The 16,066-nt window shown below is 60.0% G+C and carries 15 protein-coding genes; 12 read left to right on the top strand and 3 right to left on the bottom strand.

What is annotated here, in order from left to right; all coding sequences use genetic code 11:
- The first annotated feature begins 93 nt into the window (after positions 1-93).
- From phnL to phnP, 5 genes are read left to right on the top strand one after another with little or no spacing between them, the layout of a single operon-like run.
- Positions 94-774 (top strand): phosphonate C-P lyase system protein PhnL, encoded by a 681-nt coding sequence (gene phnL / locus AC2TE5_RS01835; protein WP_484612555.1) that lies wholly within the window; start codon positions 94-96, stop codon positions 772-774.
- Positions 771-1,907 (top strand): alpha-D-ribose 1-methylphosphonate 5-triphosphate diphosphatase, encoded by a 1,137-nt coding sequence (gene phnM / locus AC2TE5_RS01830; RefSeq protein WP_484612554.1) that lies wholly within the window; start codon positions 771-773, stop codon positions 1,905-1,907. The genes phnL and phnM overlap by 4 nt, the downstream gene beginning before the upstream one ends.
- Positions 1,904-2,455, top strand: a complete 552-nt coding sequence (gene phnN / locus AC2TE5_RS01825) for a ribose 1,5-bisphosphokinase (protein WP_152594386.1) — start codon at positions 1,904-1,906, stop codon at positions 2,453-2,455. Before phnM ends, phnN begins: the two co-directional genes overlap by 4 nt.
- The gene (gene phnO / locus AC2TE5_RS01820) at positions 2,448-2,882 is read left to right on the top strand and encodes an aminoalkylphosphonate N-acetyltransferase (RefSeq protein WP_484612553.1); all 435 of its coding nucleotides are present in this window, start codon (positions 2,448-2,450) and stop codon (positions 2,880-2,882) included. The genes phnN and phnO overlap by 8 nt, the downstream gene beginning before the upstream one ends.
- Before the next feature lie 9 nt (positions 2,883-2,891).
- Positions 2,892-3,650, top strand: a complete 759-nt coding sequence (phnP, locus tag AC2TE5_RS01815; RefSeq protein WP_484612552.1) for a phosphonate metabolism protein PhnP — start codon at positions 2,892-2,894, stop codon at positions 3,648-3,650.
- A gap of 52 nt (positions 3,651-3,702) precedes the next feature.
- On the opposite strand, the gene yjdP is transcribed toward phnP, so the two are convergent.
- Entirely contained in the window at positions 3,703-4,026 is a 324-nt protein-coding gene (gene yjdP, locus AC2TE5_RS01810; protein WP_032650638.1) for a DDRRRQL repeat protein YjdP, read from the bottom strand.
- 69 nt (positions 4,027-4,095) lie between these two features.
- Complete coding sequence (locus AC2TE5_RS01805) at positions 4,096-6,378, bottom strand: ATP-binding protein (RefSeq protein WP_484612551.1); 2,283 nt, start codon at positions 6,376-6,378, stop codon at positions 4,096-4,098.
- Positions 6,379-6,547: 169 nt separating this feature from the next.
- On the opposite strand from AC2TE5_RS01805, the gene AC2TE5_RS01800 reads away from it, so the two are divergent.
- The 6 genes from AC2TE5_RS01800 to AC2TE5_RS01775 all read left to right on the top strand — a co-directional run bounded on the left by AC2TE5_RS01800 (position 6,548) and on the right by AC2TE5_RS01775 (position 12,701).
- Positions 6,548-8,062 carry a sugar ABC transporter ATP-binding protein gene (locus AC2TE5_RS01800; protein ID WP_484612550.1) on the top strand — a complete coding sequence of 505 codons (1,515 nt, stop codon included), beginning with the start codon at positions 6,548-6,550 and terminating at the stop codon, positions 8,060-8,062.
- A gap of 2 nt (positions 8,063-8,064) precedes the next feature.
- Entirely contained in the window at positions 8,065-9,060 is a 996-nt protein-coding gene (locus AC2TE5_RS01795; protein WP_063144964.1) for an ABC transporter permease subunit, read from the top strand.
- A gap of 32 nt (positions 9,061-9,092) precedes the next feature.
- Entirely contained in the window at positions 9,093-10,034 is a 942-nt protein-coding gene (locus AC2TE5_RS01790) for an ABC transporter substrate-binding protein (RefSeq protein WP_023617259.1), read from the top strand.
- 105 nt (positions 10,035-10,139) lie between these two features.
- Complete coding sequence (locus AC2TE5_RS01785) at positions 10,140-10,826, top strand: D-lyxose/D-mannose isomerase (protein WP_213329626.1); 687 nt, start codon at positions 10,140-10,142, stop codon at positions 10,824-10,826.
- Between the two features lie 10 nt (positions 10,827-10,836).
- Positions 10,837-11,697 (top strand): ketose 1,6-bisphosphate aldolase, encoded by an 861-nt coding sequence (locus AC2TE5_RS01780; RefSeq protein ID WP_023310075.1) that lies wholly within the window; start codon positions 10,837-10,839, stop codon positions 11,695-11,697.
- Entirely contained in the window at positions 11,697-12,701 is a 1,005-nt protein-coding gene (locus tag AC2TE5_RS01775; RefSeq protein WP_332986093.1) for a carbohydrate kinase family protein, read from the top strand. The genes AC2TE5_RS01780 and AC2TE5_RS01775 overlap by 1 nt, the downstream gene beginning before the upstream one ends.
- Here the strand turns inward: AC2TE5_RS01775 and AC2TE5_RS01770 are convergent.
- Positions 12,698-13,429: a response regulator gene (locus tag AC2TE5_RS01770; protein WP_193941009.1), complete on the bottom strand. Its 732-nt coding sequence runs from the start codon at positions 13,427-13,429 to the stop codon at positions 12,698-12,700. The genes AC2TE5_RS01775 and AC2TE5_RS01770 overlap by 4 nt on opposite strands.
- A 256-nt stretch (positions 13,430-13,685) precedes the next feature.
- Between AC2TE5_RS01770 and fdhF the strand changes: the two genes are divergently transcribed.
- On the top strand, positions 13,686-15,833 hold the full coding sequence (gene fdhF / locus AC2TE5_RS01765; RefSeq protein WP_484612549.1) for a formate dehydrogenase subunit alpha: 2,148 nt from the start codon (positions 13,686-13,688) through the stop codon (positions 15,831-15,833).
- Positions 15,834-16,066: the final 233 nt, after the last annotated feature.

Genomic DNA, 16,066 nt, shown 5'->3' with positions numbered 1-16,066 from the left:
GGGTGGCGCTGCGCTTACCCGGCCTACGAACACCGCACCTGAAGGCCGGGTAAGGCGAAGCCGCCACCCGGCAAAACGAATCGCGAGGCCAACATGATCCACGTACAAAACGTAAGTAAGACCTTCGTGCTCCACCAGCAAAACGGCGTGCGCCTGCCGGTGCTGCAAAATGCCTCGTTAGAGGTCAGCAGCGGCGAATGCGTGGTGCTGCACGGCCATTCCGGCAGCGGAAAATCCACCCTGCTGCGCTCCCTGTACGCTAACTACCTCCCGGACGAAGGCCATATCCGCATTCGCCACAACGATGAGTGGGTCGATCTGGTGCAGGCCCCCGCGCGTAAAGTGCTGGAAGTGCGCCGCACGACGATCGGCTGGGTCAGCCAGTTTCTGCGGGTGATCCCGCGGATCTCTGCCCTGGACGTGGTGATGCAGCCGCTGCTGGATCTCGGCGTGCCGCGCGAAACCTGCGCCGCCAAAGCCGCCAGCCTGCTGACGCGCCTCAACGTGCCTGAACGCCTGTGGCACCTCGCTCCGTCGACCTTTTCCGGCGGCGAACAGCAGCGCGTCAATATCGCCCGCGGCTTTATTGTCGACTACCCGATTTTACTTCTGGATGAACCCACCGCCTCGCTCGACGGTAAAAACAGCGCCGCCGTGGTGGCGCTGATCGAACAGGCCAAAGCGCGCGGGGCGGCGATCGTCGGGATCTTCCACGACGACGCCGTACGCAGCCGCGTGGCGGACAGACTGCACCCGATGGGGACAAACGCATGATTATCAATAACGTCAGGCTGGTGCTGGAAAATGAAGTCGTTGATGGCTCGGTTGAAGTCCATGAAGGCGTTATTCGCGCCTTTGCAGAAACCCAGAGCCGTACCCCTGAAGCGATGGACGGTGAAGGCGGCTGGCTGCTGCCGGGGCTGATTGAGCTGCATACCGATAATCTGGACAAATTTTTCACCCCGCGCCCGAAGGTGGACTGGCCCGCCCATTCGGCGATGAGCAGCCACGACGCGCTGATGGTCGCCAGCGGCATCACCACCGTGCTGGACGCGGTGGCCATTGGCGACGTGCGCGACGGCGGCGACCGCCTGGAGAATCTGGAGAAGATGATCAACGCCGTGGAGGAGACGCAAAAACGCGGCCTCAACCGCGCCGAGCACCGTCTGCACCTGCGCTGCGAGCTGCCGCACCACACCACCCTGCCGCTGTTTGAAAAGCTGGTCGGGCGCGAGCCGGTCTCGCTGGTCTCCCTGATGGACCACTCGCCGGGGCAGCGCCAGTTCGCCAACATTGAAAAGTATCGCGAATACTATCAGGGCAAATACTCGCTCAACGACGCCGAGATGGCGCGCTACGAGGAAGAGCAGCTGGCGCTTGCGGCCCAGTGGTCGCAGCCGAACCGCCTCAAGATTGCCGCGATGTGTCGTGACCGCAACATCGCGCTGGCCAGCCATGACGACGCCACGCACGATCACGTGCGCGAATCGCACCTGCTTGGCAGCGCGATCGCCGAATTTCCCACCACGTTCGAGGCGGCTGAAGCCTCCCGCAGGCACGGCATGAACGTGCTGATGGGCGCACCGAACATCGTGCGCGGCGGATCGCACTCCGGTAACGTGGCGGCAAGCAGGCTCGCCGCCCTCGGCCTGCTGGATATTCTCTCGTCCGACTACTACCCCGCCAGCCTGCTGGATGCGGCGTTCCGGGTGGCGGACGACGAGGACAACAGCTTTACGCTGCCGCAGGCGATTCGCCTGGTGACGAAAAACCCGGCCAGGGCGCTCAACCTTCAGGATCGCGGGGAAATCGCCGAGGGAAAACGCGCGGACCTGGTGCTGGCCCACCGCAAGGGGGAGCACGTTCATATCGACCACGTCTGGCGTCAGGGAAAAAGGGTGTTCTGATGGGAAGGCTCATCTGGTTAATGGGGCCCTCCGGCTCCGGTAAGGACAGCCTGCTGTCCGCCTTGCGGCAGCGGGAACATCCGCAGCTGCTGGTTGCGCACCGCTATATTACCCGCGCGGCTAATGCCGGGAGTGAAAATCATATCGCCCTGAGCGAGCAGGAATTTTTCATTCGTGCCGGGCAAAACCTGCTGGCGCTGAGCTGGCATGCCAACGGTTATTACTATGGGATCGGCATTGAGACCGATCTGTGGCTGCATGCGGGCTTCGACGTGCTGGTTAACGGCTCGCGTGCGCATCTGCCACAAGCGCGCGCCCGCTATGAGGCGGCCCTGCTGCCGGTCTGTCTGCAGGTTTCGCCGGACGTCCTGCGCAGCCGGTTGCAGAGTCGGGGGCGTGAATCAGCCCGTGAGATCGATCAGCGGCTTGAGCGTGCGGCCCGCTATGCCCCGTCCGACTGCCACATCCTCAATAACGACGGAAGTTTGCTACAGTCAGTCGATACCTTTTTATCGCTTATCCGTCAGAAGGAGAAACAGCATGCCTGACTGCCAGCTTCGCCCCGCTACCGCCGACGATGCGCAGAGTGTTTACGCCCTGATCTGCGAACTGAAGCAGGCAGAGTTCGATCGCCAGGCGTTTCACGCGGGCTATCTTGCCAATCTGCAGGATCGCAACATGCGCTACCAGCTTGCGGAGAGAGAGGGACAGGCCATCGGCATGATAGGCCTGCACATGCAGTTTCACCTCCATCACGCGCGCTGGATCGGCGAGATCCAGGAGCTGGTGGTGATGCCGCAGGCGCGTGGGTTAAAGGTGGGAAGTCAGCTGCTGGCCTGGGCGGAAGAGGTAGCACGACAGGCCGGCGCGGAGCTGACCGAACTTTCCACCAGCGTGAAGCGCACCGACGCGCACCGTTTTTACGTTCGTGAAGGATACACGCAGAGCCATTTCCGATTCACCAAACCGCTGTAGAGGTGCGTTATGAGTCTGACCATCACGTTGACGGGAACGGGTGGCGCCCAGCTGGTGCCGGTCTTTGGCTGCGACTGCGCGGCCTGCCGCCGGGCGCGCCTGCAGGACAACTATCGCCGTCGCCCCTGCAGCGCGGTGGTCAAATTCAACGATGCGGTGACGCTGCTGGACGCGGGCATTCCGCACCTGATGGACGACTGGCCCGCAGGCAGCTTTCAGCAGTTTTTGCTGACCCATTACCATATGGATCACGTTCAGGGTCTCTTCCCCCTGCGCTGGGGCGTTGGTGCGACGATTCCGGTTTACGGTCCGCCGGACGAAGCGGGCTGCGACGACCTGTTTAAACATCCGGGGATTCTGGATTTCAGCCACACGGTCGAACCGTTCGTCATGTTTGAACTTCAGGGAATGCGGGTTACGCCGCTGCCGCTTAACCATTCAAAACTGACCTTCGGGTATTTGCTAGAATCGGCCCACAGCCGCGTGGCCTGGCTTTCCGACACTGCCGGGCTGCCGGAAAAAACGGTGAAGTTCCTGCTCAACAATCAGCCGCAGGCGATGATTATCGACTGCAGCCATGAACCGCGCGACGAGACGCCGCGAAACCATTGCGACTTAAATACCGTGATTGCGTTAAACGAGGCGATTGGCTGTCCGCAGGTGATCCTGACGCACGTCAGCCATCTGTTTGATGTGTGGATGATGAATAACCCGCTGCCGCAGGGCATAGAAGCGGGCTATGACGGGATGGTGCTGGTACTGGATTAGGTTTTCTCCCTCTCCCGTGGGAGAGGGTCGGGGTGAGGGCAACAGGCCGCACTTAACCTCGATCGTAATCGTCTTCTAACCTGCGCTCATCTTCTTCTAACCGACGGCGATCGTCATCCAACTGACGCTGACGCTCGTCGAGACGGCGACGTCTGTCTTCAAGCTGCCGACGACGATCGTCGTACTGTCGGCTGTCGATTTGACGGCTGCGGTCATAACGATCGTCATCGCTGCTGCTACGGCTGCTGCTGGGATTATAGGCATCGTTGATCGCCTGCTGAATGTTGCCAATAGCATCATCAACAATATCGGCATGAGCCAGCTGGCTGGTGAGTGACAGCAGACCGAATAACAGAGCAGTTGAGTAACGTTTCATAAGGCCAGACTCGCAGGTGAACTGGCTTTACGATAATAAACGACAGGGAGCGGGGGTAGCGGAGGAATCTCAAATTACCATCACTTTCCGCAGCGCCTGCGCCAGCTGCACCCGCGTAAACGGCTTACGCAGTAGCTGGACGTCCGGCAGCTGAGGGTTATGCTCGGATCGTAAATCCTGGCCGCTGATCAGCAGCACCGGAAGCTGCGGATAATGATTACGCACATGGTTAATCACTTCGGCCCCGCTGAGGCTGCCGGGCAGCATCAGGTCGCTGATAAACATGCCAATATCCGGCGACGCCGCCAGCATATTCAGCGCCTGCTCGCCGTTGTCCGCTTCCAGCGTCAGGTAACCAAGCTGGTGCAGCTGCTCGCACAGGGTCTGACGGACATCCGCCTCATCTTCCAGCACCAGAACCAGCCGCTCGCTATCCACGGAGTCGGTGGCTGACAGCGCTTCATCATCTGCAGCGGCGGGCAGCACAGAGCGCGGGAGGTGAAGCCGGACGGTCGTTCCCTGTCCCGGCGCGCTTTCAATCTCCACGCGACCGCCGGACTGACGCACAAAGCCGTAGACCATCGACAGGCCCAGCCCGCTCCCGCTTCCGGTCTGCTTGGTGGTGAAGAACGGTTCAAAGACCCGGGATTTTACCTCCTGCGACATGCCGCTGCCGCGGTCAATGACCTCCAGCGCCACCATATCCTGCCTGCGCCCGTCGCTGCGGGTAACACGCTGATTCCAGGTGCGGATTTTTATCACCCCGCTTTGCCCTTCCATCGCATCGCGCGCGTTCATCACCAGGTTGATGATGGCGTTTTCAAGCTGGCTGACGTCTATCCACGCGGGCCAGGCCGGCGATTGCGCTTCAATCTCCAGGGTCAGGGTGGCAGGCAGGGAGTGGCGCATCAGTTCCCGGAGGTTCTCCAGCAGCGGCAGCATCTCTACCGCATGCGGCGTCAGGGATTGCTTGCGGGAAAACGCCAGCAGGCGCTGCGTCAGTAAGGCACCACGCTCGGCCGCCTTCAGCGCCCGGGTAATGCGCGGCGCGTCTTTTGATTCGGGGTCGGTGAGCTCAAGGCTGCCGATGATCACCGCCAGCAGGTTGTTAAAATCATGCGCCAGCCCGCCGGTCAGCTGTCCGACCGCCTTCATTTTCTGGCTGTGCAGCAGCGCCTCTTCCAGCCCCTGACGCTCAACGCGGTCGATCTCCATCTGCGTGGTTTTCTCTTTCAGCAGGCGCGTGGTGTGCTCAAGCGAGGCGGTATTGCGGGCAAAAACGTTAAACGCGCGCGCCAGCTCGCCCAGCTCATCGCGCCGCTGGAGGGCGGGAACGGAAACATCCTGTTCGCCGTGAGCAAGGCGCGACATCGCCCGGGAAATGGCCGTCAGGTTAGAGGCCAGATTGCGGTAGATATACCAGCAGGCGCACCCGGTAATGATCAGCGCCAGGACGGCGAAGATGCTGATAAACACGCTGATGGACTGCAGCTCGTGATGACTCTGGGCCGTACGAAGGCGGGAGGCCTGCGCCACCTGCTCGACGTACTGATTAATGTCACCGTTGAGGATCGCCACCAGCGCCTTGATGTGGAACATATACCAGCTTATCGCCAGATCGCTCTCTTCCAGCTGCTTCGACAGCGGGGCGAGCTTGCCTAACTCGGCATTAAAATCAGGCAGAACCCCCTTCACAACAGGCTGTACGGCATTTTGAGGCAGCGCTGCGGCCACTGCGTCCAGTTGATGAATGGTCGCGCGCGGCGAAGGGGTGTCGATGGCGGCAGCGATCAGCCGGTCCATCTCCATCAGCTGCTGCGCATCCGGTACGTTGCTGCCATAGCGGCGGTTGATGTCCTGCAGATGACGCAGGTAGCTCTGGCTTTGATACAGCGAACTCAGCAGCGCGTTACGCTCCAGATGGCGCCGCTGTCCGCGCTCAAGCATCTCCGTCACGCTCTGCTGGAGCTCATTGCTTCGTTGAATAATGCGCGCCACCAGCGCCGGCTCCTGCTGCGCCAGCGGCGCATCCGCAAGCTGTTCCAGCGAGCGGCGCAGCGCCATTTGCGTCTGCTTCAGGCGCTCGGCTTCGCCTTTGTACTCCAGCGCCCCCACCACCTGCGAAAGCCGTACCGCCGCCGTCGCCACGTTGGCGGTATCACGAGCCAGGTTCATGCTGCCGGTCATGTCATCCAGCGTTTGCTGCTGAACCTGTTCCTGGATTTGACTGGCGTGACGAAAGCCGAGCACCGCCACGCCGCTCACCATCAGCGTAACGGCGACCACCAGCAGATTGAAAATCAGCAGGCGGCCACGGGCGCTGGCGAAGAAGGGGGGACGGCGTGATGGCATGGATTTGGACTCCTGTGCGGTTTGGTGCCCTCACCCTGTGGGAGAGGGAAAAGGAAAATGTGACGGCGATTAGCTATTCATAACTATGACAAATATGAACAGCTTCTGACATTTTGCATTTACGCACCTGTGATGAAGTTCTGATATCGGCATTCGCAGGAGATCCGCCATGAGCAGAACCCCGGTATTAGAGATGCGCAGCATTGCCAAAACGTTTGGCAGTTTCCACGCGCTCAAGGGTGTAGATTTGACGGTCTTTCCCGGAGAGATCCATGCGCTGATGGGGGAAAACGGCGCGGGAAAAAGCACGCTGATGAAAATCCTCGCCGGAGCCTATACCGCCACCAGCGGCGAGATCCTGATCGACGGTCAGCCGTTTCACATTAAAGGGCCGAAAGATGCGCTGGCCGCAGGCATTACCCTGATTTATCAGGAGATGCAGCTCGCGCCCAATCTGACCGTTGCCGAGAATATCTTTCTCGGCAGCGAGCTGTCGCGCGGTGGGATGGTGCAGCGCAAAGAGATGGCCGCCCAGGCGCAGGCGGTGATTGAGCGCCTCGGCGCACAGTTCAATGCCACCGACCTGGTGATGAAGCTGACCATTGCCGAGCAGCAGCAGGTGGAAATTGCCCGCGCGCTGCACCGCAACAGCCGCATTCTGGTGATGGATGAACCCACCGCCGCCCTCTCCTCGCGGGAAACGCACCGCCTGTTCGAACTGATTTTGCGCCTGCGCGATGAAGGGATGGCGATCATCTATATCAGCCACCGCATGGCGGAAGTGTATGAACTCTCCGACCGCGTCAGCGTGCTGCGCGACGGGCAGTACGTCGGTAGCCTGACGCGCGACAAGCTGAATGCCTCCGAGCTGGTGCGCATGATGGTGGGCCGCCCGCTCAGCGACCTGTTCAATAAAGAGCGTGATATTCCTCTCGGCAGCCCGCGCCTCAACGTCCACCACCTCACCGACGGTAAAAAAGTAAAGCCGTGCAGCCTGCAGGTACGTTCCGGCGAAATCGTCGGGCTGGCGGGCCTGGTCGGTGCCGGGCGCTCCGAGCTGGCGCAGCTCATCTTCGGCGTGCGTAAAGCCACCGGCGGCATGATTGAGGTCGACGGCGAGCCGGTGGTGATCCACTCCCCGCGCGCGGCCATTGATAACGGCATCGGTTTTCTCACCGAAAACCGCAAGGAGCAGGGGCTGTTTCTGGAGCTGGCGGCGCAGGAGAACATCACCATGGCGACGCTGGAGCGCGACGCCACCTTCGGCATGCTAAACCGCAAAAAAGCCCAGTCGATTTCCGATGACGCTATCGCCCTGCTCAACATCCGCGTACCGCATTCGCAGGTGCGCGCGGGCGGGCTCTCTGGCGGCAATCAGCAAAAGCTGCTGATCTCCCGCTGGGTCGCCATCGGCCCGCGCATTCTGATTCTGGACGAACCCACGCGCGGCGTGGACGTCGGCGCGAAAAGCGAGATCTACCGCATCATGAACCAGATGGCGCGCAAAGGGGTGGCGATTTTAATGATCTCCAGCGAGCTGCCGGAAGTGGTAGGCATGAGCGACCGGGTCTACGTGATGCGGGAAGGCAGCATCGCGGGTGAACTTCACGGGCGCGACATCTCTCAGGAAAACATCATGACGCTGGCAACCGGCGTGAACGACACTCATCATCAGGCGGTGTAACCATGACACATTCAACCAGTCCGCAGCAGGTGGCGAAATCCGCCTCCGCAAAAAAAATGCTGATGAGCGATCTGATGCAAACGGTCGGCATTTTGCCGATTCTTATCCTGATTGTGGCGGTATTTGGCTTTATCGCCCCTAACTTCTTCACCGAGAGCAACCTGCTCAACATTACCCGTCAGGCGTCGATCAACATCGTGCTGGCGGCGGGAATGACCTTCATCATTTTAACCGGCGGGATTGACCTCTCCGTGGGCTCGATTCTGGGCACTACGGCGGTAGCGGCGATGGTGGTGTCGCTCATTCCCGAATTCGCCATGCTCTCCATTCCGGCGGCGCTGATGCTCGGCATGGTGCTGGGGCTGTTTAACGGCGCGCTGGTGGCCTTTGCCGGGCTCCCTCCCTTTATCGTGACGCTCGGCACCTATACGGCGCTGCGCGGCGCGGCCTATCTGCTGGCGGACGGCACCACGGTCATTAACTCCAACATCAGCTTCGAGTGGATCGGCAATAACTACCTCGGCCCGATTCCGTGGCTGGTGGTGATCGCCCTGGCGGTCATTGCTATCTGCTGGTTCATCCTGCGCCGCACCACGCTCGGCGTACACATCTACGCGGTGGGCGGCAACATGCAGGCGGCGCGACTGACCGGCATCAAGGTCTGGCTGGTGCTGCTGTTTGTCTACGGCATGAGCGGCCTGCTCTCGGGCTTAGGCGGCGTGATGAGCGCCTCGCGCCTCTATAGCGCCAACGGCAACCTGGGGATGGGCTACGAGCTGGATGCGATTGCGGCGGTGATCCTCGGCGGTACCAGCTTCGTCGGCGGGATCGGCACGATCACCGGCACGCTGGTCGGCGCGCTGATCATCGCCACCCTCAACAACGGCATGACGCTGATGGGCGTCTCCTACTTCTGGCAGCTGGTGATCAAAGGGGCGGTGATCATCATAGCGGTGCTGATCGACAAATACCGTACCCGACACCATCAAAGTGCATAACAACAAAACCCTACAGCTTCGAGGAAAATCCTATGCGTTTGAAACCGTTAGTGACCGCGCTCTGTGCTGGCGCGCTGCTTGCCGCAACACCGTTTGCGCAGGCAAAAGATCTGAAGTCCATCGGCGTGACGGTGGGCGACCTGGCTAACCCGTTCTTCGTGCAGATCACCAAAGGTGCCGAGCTGGAAGCGCGCAAGCTGGCTGGCGATAACGTCAAGGTGACGCTGGTCTCCAGCGGGTACGATCTGGGCCAGCAGGTGGCGCAGATCGATAACTTCATTGCCGCAAAGGTAGACATGATTATCCTCAACGCTGCGGATTCCAAAGGGATCGGCCCGGCGGTGAAGCGAGCTAAAGAGGCGGGGATCGTGGTCGTTGCGGTTGACGTGGCGGCGGAAGGGGCTGATGCGACCATCACCTCCGATAACACCCAGGCGGGCGAAATGGCCTGTAAGTACATTACCGACCGCCTGAAAGGCAAAGGCAACGTGGTGATCATCAACGGACCACCGGTCTCTGCGGTGCAAAACCGCGTGGAAGGTTGCCAGACGGAATTCAAAAAACATCCGGATATCAAGGTGCTCTCGGATAACCAAAACGCCAAGGGCAGTCGTGAAGGCGGTCTGGAAGTCATGACCTCCCTGCTGGCGGCCAATCCGAAGATCGACGGCGTGTTTGCGATTAACGATCCGACGGCGATCGGCGCCGATCTGGCCGCGAAGCAGGCTCAGCGCAACGAGTTCTTTATCGTCGGCGTGGATGGTTCCCCGGACGGTGAGGAAGCGCTGAAGCGGGAAAACTCCCTGTTTGTGGCGACCCCGGCGCAAGATCCGCAGGTGATGGCGGCAAAAGCGGTGGAGATCGGCTATGACATTCTACAGGGCAAACCTGCGCCGAAAGCGCCGGTGCTGATCCCGGTGACGATGATCGATAAAAAGAACGTCGGTACGTATAAGGGTTGGACGGTTAAGTAACGGTTGTGCGGCCTGATGCCCTCACCCTAACCCTCTCCCACAGGGAGAGGGAACTTATTCTCCCGGTGGGAGAGGGCCGGGCGGCAAAAAATTCCAGGAGTCCCCATGAAACGCTCCGACATCAATGAAATTCTCGGCCACACGCGACAGTTCTTTTCCATGCACGACGTGCATCTCCCGCCGTTTGCCAGCTTTCCGCCAACAAAATGGCAGCAGCTTGACCAGGCCGCATGGCAGGAGGTGTTCGATCTCAAGCTCGGCTGGGACGTGACGGCGTTCGGCGGCAACAGCTTTGCCGCCGAGGGCCTGACGCTGTTTACCCTGCGCAACGGTTCGCCCAACGGCGTGCCTTATGAAAAAGGCTATGCCGAAAAAATTATGCACGTGCGCGACGGCCAGGTGACGCCGATGCATTTTCACTGGCGTAAGCGAGAAGACATCATCAACCGGGGCGGCGGGAACCTGATTGTAGAATTGTGGAATGCCGGTGCACATGAAGAGACGGAAAACACCGACGTCACGGTCACCGTCGACGGCTGCCGTCAGACCCACGCGCCCGGCAGCCAGCTGCGCCTCGCGCCAGGGGAAAGCATCTGCCTGACACCCGGCCTGTACCACAGCTTCTGGGGCGAACGCGGCTTCGGCGACGTGCTGGTCGGCGAAGTGTCATCGGTAAACGACGACGAGCACGACAACCACTTTTTGCAGCCCGTTGCCCGCTATAACAACATCGAAGAAGACGAACCGGCGCTGCTGGTGCTGTGCAACGAGTACAACCTGTTTCGGATATAAGGGGTGAATGATGCCATTGATTTCTCTTGCCGACGGTCTGGAGCACGCCAGGGCGCATCGCTATGCGCTGGGCGCGTTTAACGTGCTCGACTCCCACTTCCTGCGCGCGCTGTTCGCCGCCGCGAAGCAGGAACGCTCGCCGTTTATCATCAATATCGCCGAAGTGCATTTTAAGTATGTGTCGCTGGATTCGCTTGTCGAAGCGGTGAAGTTCGAGGCCGCCCGCCACGATATTCCCGTGGTGCTCAACCTCGACCACGGCCTGCATTTCGAGGCGGTCGTGCGCGCCCTGCGCCTGGGGTTCAGCTCGGTGATGTTCGACGGCTCTACGCTGAGCTACGAGGAAAACATTCGCCAGACCCGGGAGGTAGTGAAGATGTGCCACGCGGTGGGCGTGTCGGTAGAGGCGGAGCTGGGCGCGGTCGGCGGTGATGAAGGCGGCGCGCTTTACGGCCATGCGGACGAAGCGTTCTTTACCGACCCGCAGCTGGCGCGCGAATTTGTCGATTCAACCGGCATTGACGCGCTGGCGGTTGCCATCGGCAACGCGCACGGCAAATACAAGGGCGAGCCGAAGCTCGATTTCCCCCGTCTGGACGCCATTCGCCAGCAGACGGGGCTGCCGCTGGTTTTACACGGCGGCTCCGGGATTAGCGATGCCGATTTCCGCCGCGCCATCGAGCTGGGCATTCATAAAATCAACTTCTATACCGGCATGTCGCAGGCCGCGCTCGCCGCCGTTGAGCAGCGCATGGCAAACCGCCAGCCGCTGTACGATGAATTTGCCGAGCTGCTGCTGGGGATAGAAGAGGCGATAACGGATACGGTCGCCGAACAGATGCGCATCTTCGGCAGCGCGGGGCAGGCATGATGGAACGCAAAGGCATTATCGCCGCAGGCAATATGCTGGTGGATCACGTCCACCAGATCGTGCAGTGGCCGGAGCGCGGCTGGCTGGCGGAAATTACCCACAGCGAACGCTCAACCGGCGGCGCGCCGCTCAACGTGCTGCTGACGCTGGCGAAAATGCACGTTGGCCTGCCGCTTCAGGCGGTGGGGCTGATTGGCGAAGACGGCGACGGGGATTACATTCTGGCGATGCTCGACCAGTACCACGTTAATCGCCAGCGCGTGCAGCGCACCACCTTCGCACCGACCTCCATGTCGCAGGTGATGACCGATCCCAGCGGACAGCGCACCTTTTTCCACTCGCCGGGCGCCAACCGCCTGCTGGATCTTCCCGCCTTCGATCGCTTAGACGGATCGATGAAGATCTTCCATCTCGGCTACCTGCTGCTGCTCGACAGCCTGGATATGCCCGATGACGAATTTGGCACCCGCAGCGCGCGGCTGCTGGCGCAGATGCGCGACCAGGGGTATGAAACGTCGCTCGATCTGGTGTCCCGCAAGGGCGACCCGCGCTACCAGCCGCTGGTGCTCCCTGCCCTGCGCCATCTGGATTATCTGGTGATTAACGAGCTGGAAGCCGGTGAGTTTAGCGGGCTTGAGATGCGCGACGACAGCGATGCGCTGAACATGGCCCATATCGCCGATGCCGCCGCGCAGCTGCTGGCTGCAGGCGTTCGCCAGCGGGTGGTGATCCACTGCCCGGAAGGCGCATGGGGTGAAGCACCGGGTGAGCAAGGCCGCTGGATCCCATCATGGTTACTGGAGCAGAAAGACATTGTCGGCAGCGTCGGCGCGGGCGATGCGTTTTGCGCGGGGTTTTTATACGGTTGCCATGAATCGCTGCCGCTGACGGAGAGCATTTATCTGGCGCACGCCTGCGCGCGGGCAAGCCTGCTGGCCGCCAACGCGATTGACGGCGCAAAAACGCTGGCCGAGCTGCAGCTGTTTATCAAAGAGAATACCTAGGCCGCTTTCTCGCTATGGGAAACGTCGGTGGCAAACACATAGCCCAGCCCACGGATGGTTTTGATGAGCGCTGGCTGATGCGGGTTAGCCTCGATCTTCCGGCGCAGGCGCATGATCAGCACGTCAATCGTGCGGTCGAACACGTCGGCGCTTTCGCTGTGGGTCAGCTCAAGCAGCCGGTCACGGCTCAGCACCCGACGGGCATTTTGCGTGAGCGCCAGGAGCAGGCCGTACTCGCCCTGGGTTAAAGGGACGGTATTCCGCTGCGGATCGCTCAGCTCGCAGCGGGTGGTATCGAGCGTCCATCCGTTAAAAGCAATGCCCGCGACGGGCGCTGCCGGGACTTCAGCAGCAAGCACGCCGGTACGGCGCAATACCGCTTTAACGCGGGCGACCACCACGCGCGGGTTGAACGGTTTGCCAATATAATCGTCGGCCCCCATCTCCAGCCCTACCACCACGTCTGACTCACTCCCCAGCCCGGTTAACATCACAACCGGTAATGCCGGTCGCTGCTTTTGCAGCTGCAGCAGAACCTGCAGGCCGTTGATATCCGGCAGCATCATATCCAGCAGCACCAGCGCGATATTCGGCTCCTGCTGTACCTGCCGAAGTGCATCCTGGCCGTTATGGCAGACAAGCACGCTAAAGACGTGCTCGCTCAGCACGTCCTGAAGCAGTTCGCAGACTGCCGTATCGTCATCTACCACCAGAATCGCCGGTTTCATCGTATGCTTCCGTCAGGGGATTATGTTAAGTCTGAACCATTCTGCCGCCGGCTCCAGTCAAATGTTTTTTTCAGTGACGGAAATTCAACCCATGTCACATCCGCTGCCCTGTCGACACGTCAATTTTGACGATTGGCTGTTTTTTGTCAGGGTTTTCACCGCGAATGAACCGTAAAGTCAGGGTATACCCATACGAAAAACATGGCATAGAAGCTGCATAGTGGGTGCGAATGATTCGATTAACTGGAGCAGACTGATGAAAAAAGTCGTCACGGTTTGCCCTTATTGTGCCTCAGGTTGCAAGATCCACCTGGTGGTCGATAACGGCAAAATCGTCCGGGCAGAGGCCGCACAGGGGAAAACCAACCAGGGCACGCTATGCCTGAAAGGTTACTACGGCTGGGATTTTATTAACGATACCCAAATCCTCACCCCGCGCCTGAAAACCCCTATGATCCGCCGCGAGCGCGGCGGCAAGCTGGAAGCCGTCTCCTGGAGCGAGGCGCTGGATTACGTCGCTACGCGCCTTAGCGCCATCAAGGCCAAATATGGCCCGGATGCGATTCAGACCACCGGCTCCTCACGCGGGACGGGGAATGAAACCAACTATGTGATGCAAAAATTCGCGCGCGCCGTTATTGGAACCAATAACGTCGACTGCTGCGCTCGCGTCTGACACGGCCCATCGGTTGCAGGTCTGCACCAGTCGGTCGGTAACGGCGCAATGAGTAATGCCATCAACGAGATAGATAATACCGATCTCGTGTTTATTTTCGGCTATAACCCGGCGGATTCTCACCCTATCGTCGCGAACCACGTTATTCGCGCCAAGCAGAATGGGGCGAAAATCATCGTCTGCGATCCGCGCAAAATTGAAACCGCGCGCATTGCGGATATGCACATCGCGTTGAAAAACGGCTCGAACATCGCGCTGCTGAACGCAATGGGGCACGTCATTATTGAGGAGAACCTGTACGACCAGGCGTTTGTCGCGACCCGTACGGAAGGCTTTGAAGAGTATCGGAAAATTGTCGAAGGCTATACGCCAGAGTCTGTGGAAACGATCACCGGCGTCAGCGCGCAGGAGATCCGCCAGGCGGCACGGATGTATGCCGGGGCGAAAACCGCCGCCATCCTGTGGGGTATGGGCGTGACCCAGTTCTACCAGGGCGTGGAAACCGTGCGTTCTCTGACGAGTCTCGCGATGCTGACCGGCAATCTGGGTAAAGCGCACGTCGGCGTCAACCCGGTACGCGGTCAGAATAACGTCCAGGGCGCCTGCGACATGGGCGCGCTGCCGGATACCTATCCGGGCTACCAGTACGTGAAGTTCCCGGAAAACCGCGCCAAGTTCGCGAAGGCCTGGGGCGTGGAAAGCCTGCCGGAACACACCGGGTATCGCATCAGCGAGCTGCCGCACCGCGCGGCGCACGGCGAAGTGCGTGCGGCCTATATCATGGGTGAAGATCCGCTCCAGACCGACGCCGAGCTGTCTGCGGTGCGCAAAGGGTTTGAGGATCTGGAGCTGGTGATTGTCCAGGATATCTTCATGACCAAAACCGCGGCGGCGGCGGATGTGATTCTACCGTCGACCTCCTGGGGCGAGCATGAAGGCGTCTACACGGCGGCGGACCGCGGCTTCCAGCGCTTCTTTAAGGCGGTCGAGCCGAAGTGGGATCTCAAAACCGACTGGCAGATCATCAGCGAAATCGCCACCCGCATGGGCTACCCGATGCACTACAACAACACTCAGGAGATCTGGGACGAGTTGCGCAGCCTGTGTCCGGACTTCTACGGCGCCACCTATGAAAAAATGGGTGAGCTGGGGTACATCCAGTGGCCGTGCCGCGATGAGTCCGAAGCCGACCAGGGGACGTCGTATCTTTTTGAAGAGAAGTTCGACACCCCGAACGGGCTGGCGCAGTTCTTCACCTGCGACTGGGTCGCGCCGATCGATAAGCTCACCGATGAGTATCCGATGGTGCTCTCCACCGTGCGTGAGGTGGGCCACTACTCCTGTCGTTCGATGACCGGCAACTGCGCCGCGCTGGCGGCGCTGGCGGACGAACCGGGCTACGCGCAAATTAATACCGCTGACGCGCAGCGCCTGAGTATTGAGGACGAAGCGCTGGTGTGGGTGAACTCGCGTAAGGGCCGCATCATCACCCGTGCGCAGGTCAGCGATCGTCCGAACAAAGGGGCGGTCTATATGACCTACCAGTGGTGGATTGGCGCCTGCAACGAGCTGGTGACGGAGAACTTAAGCCCGATAACCAAAACCCCGGAGTATAAATACTGCGCCGTGCGCGTGGAGCCGATTGCGGATCAACACGCGGCAGAACAGTACGTAATCGACGAATATAACAAGCTGAAAGCCCGACTGCGCGAAAGCGCTATGGGGTGAAGCCGTTAATTCATCGTTGAATAAAGGGAGTGAGATATTCACTCCCTTTTTATTTCCGATTAACCCATCAATAATATCAATTATTATTCTGGAAAGCGGCTCGCAGAAATAATGTAATTTTCGCGAAAAAGAATTACATCTTTGCATTTTAATTCAGAGGGATAAGATGTGCGGCGGGTGCTTAAGACTTTCTGTCTTGAGCATTGTTGAGGGACAGAAAGTAGGAAGCCCCG

This window comes from Enterobacter sp. N5-15, from assembly GCF_057221635.1.
This window is presented reverse-complemented; position numbering and strand designations above follow the sequence as displayed.

Excerpts from the sequence above, each read along its gene's own strand:
- AC2TE5_RS01785 (WP_213329626.1), top strand. The coding sequence starts at position 10,140 with ATGAAACGCTCCGACATCAATGAAATTCTCGGCCACACGCGACAGTTC.
- AC2TE5_RS01775 (WP_332986093.1), top strand. The coding sequence starts at position 11,697 with ATGGAACGCAAAGGCATTATCGCCGCAGGCAATATGCTGGTGGATCAC.
- AC2TE5_RS01795 (WP_063144964.1), top strand. The coding sequence starts at position 8,065 with ATGACACATTCAACCAGTCCGCAGCAGGTGGCGAAATCCGCCTCCGCA.
- AC2TE5_RS01780 (WP_023310075.1), top strand. The coding sequence starts at position 10,837 with ATGCCATTGATTTCTCTTGCCGACGGTCTGGAGCACGCCAGGGCGCAT.
- AC2TE5_RS01770 (WP_193941009.1), bottom strand. The coding sequence starts at position 13,429 with ATGAAACCGGCGATTCTGGTGGTAGATGACGATACGGCAGTCTGCGAA.
- AC2TE5_RS01800 (WP_484612550.1), top strand. The coding sequence starts at position 6,548 with ATGAGCAGAACCCCGGTATTAGAGATGCGCAGCATTGCCAAAACGTTT.
- phnM (WP_484612554.1), top strand. The coding sequence starts at position 771 with ATGATTATCAATAACGTCAGGCTGGTGCTGGAAAATGAAGTCGTTGAT.
- yjdP (WP_032650638.1), bottom strand. The coding sequence starts at position 4,026 with ATGAAACGTTACTCAACTGCTCTGTTATTCGGTCTGCTGTCACTCACC.
- phnL (WP_484612555.1), top strand. The coding sequence starts at position 94 with ATGATCCACGTACAAAACGTAAGTAAGACCTTCGTGCTCCACCAGCAA.
- AC2TE5_RS01790 (WP_023617259.1), top strand. The coding sequence starts at position 9,093 with ATGCGTTTGAAACCGTTAGTGACCGCGCTCTGTGCTGGCGCGCTGCTT.
- phnO (WP_484612553.1), top strand. The coding sequence starts at position 2,448 with ATGCCTGACTGCCAGCTTCGCCCCGCTACCGCCGACGATGCGCAGAGT.
- phnP (WP_484612552.1), top strand. The coding sequence starts at position 2,892 with ATGAGTCTGACCATCACGTTGACGGGAACGGGTGGCGCCCAGCTGGTG.
- AC2TE5_RS01805 (WP_484612551.1), bottom strand. The coding sequence starts at position 6,378 with ATGCCATCACGCCGTCCCCCCTTCTTCGCCAGCGCCCGTGGCCGCCTG.